The organism is Mesorhizobium sp. M2A.F.Ca.ET.037.01.1.1 (assembly GCF_003998075.1).
Taxonomy (GTDB): domain Bacteria; phylum Pseudomonadota; class Alphaproteobacteria; order Rhizobiales; family Rhizobiaceae; genus Mesorhizobium.
Map to the genome: position 1 here is coordinate 1 of NZ_RZSA01000285.1, position 6813 is coordinate 6813.

At 64.5% G+C, this 6813-nt stretch carries 6 protein-coding genes; 2 read left to right on the forward strand and 4 right to left on the reverse strand.

The genetic code is table 11. The annotated features are described in order from the left end of the window. The 3 genes from edd to zwf form a co-directional block, all read right to left on the reverse strand. Positions 1-1448, reverse strand: a 1448-nt coding sequence (gene edd, locus EOA27_RS15970) for a phosphogluconate dehydratase (RefSeq protein ID WP_127256671.1), incomplete at its 3' end; no start/stop codon positions are given. A gap of 61 nt (positions 1449-1509) precedes the next feature. Next, the gene (gene pgl, locus EOA27_RS15975; protein WP_126079092.1) at positions 1510-2226 is read right to left on the reverse strand and encodes a 6-phosphogluconolactonase; all 717 of its coding nucleotides are present in this window, start codon (positions 2224-2226) and stop codon (positions 1510-1512) included. Beyond that, entirely contained in the window at positions 2208-3677 is a 1470-nt protein-coding gene (gene zwf, locus EOA27_RS15980) for a glucose-6-phosphate dehydrogenase (RefSeq protein WP_126079091.1), read from the reverse strand. Before zwf ends, pgl begins: the two co-directional genes overlap by 19 nt. Positions 3678-3936: 259 nt before the next feature. On the opposite strand from zwf, the gene EOA27_RS15985 reads away from it, so the two are divergent. Together EOA27_RS15985 and EOA27_RS15990 are read left to right on the forward strand one after the other, a co-directional pair. Continuing rightward, a complete protein-coding gene (locus EOA27_RS15985) occupies positions 3937-4683 on the forward strand; it encodes an SDR family oxidoreductase (protein WP_126083533.1) in 747 nt (248 codons plus the stop codon). A gap of 177 nt (positions 4684-4860) precedes the next feature. Next, entirely contained in the window at positions 4861-6156 is a 1296-nt protein-coding gene (locus tag EOA27_RS15990; protein ID WP_126079090.1) for a Mur ligase family protein, read from the forward strand. A 42-nt stretch (positions 6157-6198) separates the two neighbouring features. Here EOA27_RS15990 and EOA27_RS15995 read toward each other — a convergent pair. Continuing rightward, on the reverse strand, positions 6199-6813 hold a 615-nt coding region (locus EOA27_RS15995), incomplete at its 5' end, for an SH3 domain-containing protein (protein WP_245491104.1).

Below are 6813 nucleotides of genomic sequence, written 5' to 3' on the forward strand. Positions count from 1 at the left end.
TTCGGGCCCTGGAAGCGGATCACGGCGACGAAGTCGCCGGTGAGCTGGCCGGCCTTGAAGGCGTCGTTCAGGCCTTGCTGGCTGTCGAACACTTTTGCCGGCGCCTCGATGATGCGGCGTTCCGGTTTGACGGCCGAGGTCTTGATGACGGCATGGCCGAGATTGCCTCCAAGCACTTTCAGGCCACCGGTCGGCTGGAAGGCTTTCTTGACCGGCGCCAGCACCTTCTCGTCGCCGCTCACGAGCGGCGCCGCTTCGCGCACCACGCTGCCGTCCTCGCCAAGCCTCGCCTCGACCGCGTAGGGCCGCAGGCCTTCACCCCACACCGTCTGCACGTCCTCATGCAGCAGGCCTTCGTCGAGCAGCTCGCGGATCAGGTAGCCGAGCCCGCCGGCAGCATGGAAGTGGTTCACGTCGGCGAGCCCGTTCGGATAGACGCGCGCCAAGAGCGGCACGGCTTCCGACAGGTCGGAAATATCCTGCCAGGTCAGCGCGATGCCGGCGGCCGCGGCCATGGCGATCAGGTGGATCGTATGGTTGGTCGAGCCGCCGGTGGCGTGCAGGCCGACCACGCCGTTGACGATCGAACGCTCGTCGATCATGCGCCCGACCGGCGTATAGGCATTGCCGAGCGCGGTGATCGCCAGCGCCCGCTTGGCCGCTTCCCTGGTCAGCGCGTCGCGCAGCGGCGTGCCCGGATTGACGAAGGAGGCACCCGGCGTGTGCAGGCCCATGATCTCCATCAGCATCTGGTTGGAATTGGCGGTGCCGTAGAAGGTGCAGGTGCCAGGCCCATGATAGGACTTGGACTCCGCTTCCAGCAGTTCGGCGCGGCCGACCTTGCCTTCGGCATAGAGCTGGCGGACCTTGGCCTTCTCGTCATTCGCGAGCCCGGTCGTCATCGGTCCGGCGGGGATGAAGACGGCAGGCAGATGGCCGAAGGTGAGCGCCGCGATCACCAGTCCGGGCACGATCTTGTCGCAGACACCGAGGAAGACGGCGGCGTCGAACATATTGTGCGACAGGCCGATCGCCGCCGCCATGGCGATGACATCGCGCGAGAACAGCGACAATTCCATGCCGGGCTGGCCTTGGGTGACGCCGTCGCACATCGCCGGCACGCCGCCGGCCACCTGGGCGATGCCGCCCGCTTCCCGCGCGGCTTCCTTGATCAGCGCCGGGAAGGTCTCGAAGGGCTGATGCGCCGACAGCATGTCATTGTAGGAGGTGATGATGCCGAGATTCGGCACGCGGTCGCCGCCGAGCGCGATCTTTTCCGACGGGCTGCACACGGCAAAACCGTGGGCGAGGTTGCCGCAGCCCAGCACCGCCCGATTGGCGGTATTGCTTGACGCTCCGGCGATGCGGCCGAGATAGGCTTCTCGCCCGGCTTTTGAACGTTGGCGGATGCGTTCCGTGATGGCTTCGATATCGCGTCTGGCTGTCATGGTCCGTCCTTTCAAGCCCGGTAAGCGTCCTCCCCTGCCACCGGGCTGTCCTCAAATGAAATCAGGGTGCCCAGAACACCTCTATCCGTCCCGGCGCCGCTTCGAGCACGCTGCGGATGGGCTTTTTCGCGCCTGGACCCATCGCGCCGTTGAACGCTGTGCGCTTGTCCTCGCCTTCGATATGGAGCGCGACGAAGCCGGCCGCGACGATGCGCGCCATCGAGAGCGTCAGCCGCGGCTCGCCCCCGCTCGCCGCATGCACCGGCAGCACGATGCGCTGGGACGCGGGATCGAGCAACTCCTCGAGGTTGCCGGCATCGGGAAAGAACGAAGCCGTGTGGCCGTCGCCGCCCATGCCGAGAATGACCACGTCGAGCGGCCAGGGCAGCGACCGCAGCGCTTCGCTATCCGCCGCCGCGGCGTCCTCGATGCTTGCCGCCTCATGGTAGAGCGGCACGAAGCGCGCCGCCGCGGCCTTGTTCTGCAGCAGGTTCGCCGCCACCAGCCCGGCATTCGATCGCGGCGAGGACGGCGGCACGAAGCGCTCGTCGACCAGCGTCACAATAACCTTGTCCCAGGCGATCGGCGTCGTCGAGAGCGCGGCGAACAGCTTCGCCGGCGTGGTCCCGCCGGACACGGCGAGCAGCGCGGCGCCGCGTTCCGCAACGGCCCTGGTCAACCGGTCCGCGATCTCACCGGCAAGCGCCGTCGCGAGATCCTGGCGATCGGCAAAGCCGTTCCAGCCGTAGCTGACCTCGCTCAATTGCTCTCGTGCCATGTCCGTCCGTCACGTTCGATAAGCGCGATCGAGGCCGACGGCCCCCAGGTGCCGGCCGTATAGCCCTGGGCCTCCTGCCTGGCGCTCTCCCAGGCGTTCTGGATCGGATCGATCCATTTCCAGGCCGCCTCGACCTCGTCGCGGCGCATGAACAGCGTCTGGTTGCCCCGCACCACATCCATGATCAGCCGCTCATAGGCGTCCGGCGCGCGCGTGTCGAAGGACTGAGCGAAGCTCATATCGAGCGAAATCTGGCGCAGGCGCATGCCGCCCGGGCCGGGATCCTTGATCATGATGTATTGTTTGACGCCTTCGTTCGGCTGCAGCCGGATCACGAGCTGGTTGGCGAAGATCGGTCCGGCGCTGTCGCCGAAGATCGAATAAGGGATCGGCTTGAACTCGATGACGATTTCCGAGACGCGGGTGGCGAGCCGTTTGCCGGTCCTCAGATAGAAGGGAACGCCGGCCCAGCGCCAGTTGCCGATCTCGGCCTTGATGGCCACGAAAGTCTCGGTGTTGCTATCCTTGCCGAGTTCCTCGACATATCCCTTGACGGGACCGCCCGCCGAGGCGCCGGCGCGATACTGGCCGCGCACCGTATGCTTGGGCGCCCCGTTGCCGTTGATGCGCTTCAGAGCCCTGAGCACCTTCAGCTTCTCGTCGCGCACGGCATCGGCGTCCATGGACGACGGCGTTTCCATGGCGACGAGGCAAAGCAGCTGCAGAATATGGTTCTGCACCATGTCGCGCAGCGCGCCGGCCTTGTCGTAATAGGTGACGCGGTCTTCGAGCCCGACGGTCTCGGCGACGGTGATCTGAACATGGTCGATATGCGCCGAATTCCACAGCGGCTCATAGAGCGCATTGGCAAAGCGCAGCGCCATCAGGTTCTGCACCGTTTCCTTGCCGAGATAGTGGTCGATGCGGAAGATCTGGCCTTCGTCGAAATCGCCGCCGACCGCGTCGTTGAGGGCGCGCGCCGAGCTGAGGTCGCGGCCGATCGGCTTTTCCAGCACGATGCGCGAATTCGGCGTGATCAGCTTGTGCTCCTTGAGCTTGTGCGAGATGTCGCCGAACAGCGCCGGTGCCACCGCAAGGTAGAAGGCGCGGATCCGGTCGCTGTCGCCGATCGCCTTCTTGAGCTCGCCGAAGCCGGCGCCTGTGGTCGCGTCAGCCGACACGTAGGAAAGCCGCGCCAAGAAAGTCTCAAGCTCCTTGGCATCGACATCCTCCGGTTTCACGTGCTCGGATATCGCCTTCTTGGCGAAGGTCCGGAATTCGGCATCGCTCATCTTCGCGCGCGACGTTCCGATGATGCGCGTCGGTTCGGAGAATTGATGGTCGCGCTGGCGATGGTAGAGCGACGGCAGGAGCTTGCGTTCCGACAAGTCGCCGGTGCCGCCGAAGATGATGAAGTCGAAGGGATCGACAGGAATGATCTGGCTGGTCATGGTCAGTCCGATTTGATGCCTGATGGCGGCAGCGTGGTTGGTATATTCTAATCGATTTAAATTTTCCAGTGCCATGGTGTCACAGGCAGGACCAATCGCTTGCACTTGCATCGGTCCACATGTTTCCCGACACTCGCGCGCTGCCGGCAGGCTTATCGGCAAGCCATGGCTTCCGGCAGCGTTCGCGCCTGCACCATAGAACGTGAATGTGACGAAAGCTAAGGGAGATGGCTGCGGAAATCCAATGAGCGGGAAAGCCATGCGTCTGGAAAACAAGGTCGCCATCATCACGGGTGCCGCGTCGGGCTTCGGCGAGGGCATGGCGAAACGCTTTGCCGAAGAGGGTGCGCGCGTGGTCGTCGCCGATCTCAACGCCAAGGGCGCGGAGCGGGTGGCCGACGAGATCGGCAAAGACGCGATCTGGACCCAGACCGACGTGTCCCTGCGCTCCGAATTCGACGAGATGATCTACGCCGCCAAGAGCGCGTTCGGCCGCATCGACATCATGGTCAACAATGCCGGCTTCACCCACCGCAACGGCGATATGCTGGGCGTCGACGAGGAAACCTTCGACCTGATCACCGCCGTCAACATGAAGGCGATCTACCATGCGGCGCTTGCCGTCGTGCCGATCATGGACCGGCAGGGGGGCGGCGTCATCCTGACCACGGCCTCGACCGCAGGGCTTCGGCCGCGGCCGGGGTTGACCTGGTACAATGCTTCCAAGGGCTGGGCGATCACGGCCACCAAATCGATGGCCGTCGAACTGGCGCCGAAGAACATTCGCGTCAACTGCCTTTGCCCGGTTGCCGGAGAGACCGGCATGCTGGAGAAATTCATGGGCGACGACACGCCGGAGATACGCGAGAAGTTCCGCGCCTCGATTCCGCTCGGCCGGCTCTCGACACCGCTCGACGTCGCCAATGCGGCACTGTGGCTGGCTTCGGACGAGGCCGCCTTCATCACCGGCGTGGCGCTGGAGGTCGATGGCGGCCGCTGTGTCTAAAGCATGTCTCCCGAAAATGGGAACCGGTTTCGGGATAAAGACATGCGTAAAACCAAAACCTAAAGCGCGGGGAGCGAGCCTGAAAGATCGCGACGCGCTTTAGTCGATGACGTGCGGCTTGAGTTTGACTTGACGATCCGGCGAAAGGCATAACGGTGCCTGGATGGGGCGGGTGCCATGAATGCCGGACTGCGGAGAATTCGCAAGGAACTGGGGCAACGCCTCAAGATCTACCGGGCGAGGCGTGCAAGGGCGCGGAGCAAGGCCACCTTCATCGGCGTAACCGGCAGCTCAGGAAAGTCGACCGCGGTGAGCCTGCTCGGGCACATTCTGGCCGGCCACGGGCGGACCTACACGCGGGTTCTGGCCAACACGATAAATTCACTGGTCAGCACACTTTACAGGCACATGAACAAGCACGGCGAGGTCGACTATGTCGTCTTCGAGGCGGGCGCCTCCGGCGTCGATACGATCAGGCCCATGGCACAGCTGCTCAAGCCGCATGTGGCTGTTGTCACGATGGTGCAGCTCGAGCATTTTTCCAGTTTCAAGGCCTTGGAGAACGTCGCTCGGGAAAAACGCGCTTTGGTCGAGGCGCTGGGGCCTGACGGGCTGGCGGTACTGAACGCCGACGATCCCAATGTATTGGCCATGGCATCCGGCGGTGCGCATCGCCTCGTCACGTTCGGCGAGTCGGAAACGGCCGACTATCGCGTCGCCGACATCAGCGCCGCCTATCCGCGCACGCTCAGCTTCACGCTTCACTGCCGGGCCGGGGTGTTGAAGCTCAAGACGCCGTTTCCGGGAGAGCATTTCTGGCTGCCGACGGCTGCCGCGGCCGCGACCGCTCTCGAGCTTGGCGTACCAGCGCGAATGGTGGAGGACAGGATCGCGGCATTCGAGCCGTTGGCGAACCGCTGTCGCGTCCTGGTCGTCGATGGAGGACCGCATTTCGTCGTCGACACCGCCAAGGCCCCTTGGCATTCGCTGTCGCTCGCCTTCGACATGATGGCAAGATCAACGGCTGGGCGAAAGCGGATCGTGCTTGGCCAGCTGTCGGACTTTGCCGGCTCGAACGCAAAATATGCGCGCGCCTATGAAAGTGCGCGCGAGATTGCCGACCAGGTGATCTATGTCGGGGAGCATGCCCATCGCTCGAAAGCCAGCCAGGCCGATCGCGACAGCGGCCGGTTCGTGGAACTGCGGACGCCGAAAGAGGTTTCCGATCATCTCAGGCGCACTGCCGCGCCAGGCGAACTCATCCTTCTCAAGAGTTCTTCGAGTCTTCACCTGGAACGTTTGGCGCTCGCCTGGACATATGATGTGAAATGCTGGATCCCCGCTTGCGGGAAGAAGGAAGGCTGCCAGACTTGCGGCCTTTTCGAAGTGCCGTTCGAGGAGCATCGGGAGTTCGTCAAAAAGCGCAGGCATGATCGCTGGCGGCAGGGACTTCGTCACCTCTTCGGCGGCTGACGGCATCGCGGTTCGGCCGCGGGCGCCGCCGGCACAATGGCCTCACGCGCCGGTCTTGACGTAGCTCTTGTAGACCCAGCCGTGCTTGCCGTTATAGACGATCTCGCACCACCGCTTGCAGTTCATCACCTGCACCGATGCCTTGGCTGGCACGGTGACGATCGCGGCTGCGCCCTTCTTCGGTCCAGAGCGCATGGTGACGGCCCTCAAGATGCGTCCATTGGCGGCCGCACCGACCTTTTGAGGTTTCGGTTCGGACTGCGCCGCGTCATCGGTTGCCGGCGGATCGGCATCGGGAGCCTGTGGCTTGGCCTCAGGAATGGCGGCGGTCTGGGCGCCGTCCATCTTGTCGCCCGGCGTCTTCGCGGCCGTCTCGCCCGACGGTGCGGGCGCGGCAACCTGCGACAGTGCGTCCGAGGCGTCGTTCTCCGCGGCTGGTTCGGCGAAGGCCGTGTCGGTTGATTGCGCAGCGCCAGGCTCGGCGGCCTGCTTCGATGGAGCTGGTTGATCCCCTGCCGGCTCCGACGGGGATTTGGAGTCGGGAGCCGTCCAGCGGGGGCTGTTCGACGCCAGCGCCGGAATGTTGGCTTCGCGGGCCGCCGTCGCCGGCGAAACCGCATCCGCCTTGCGCGCGGCCTGTGGTGCCGGGGCCACGGT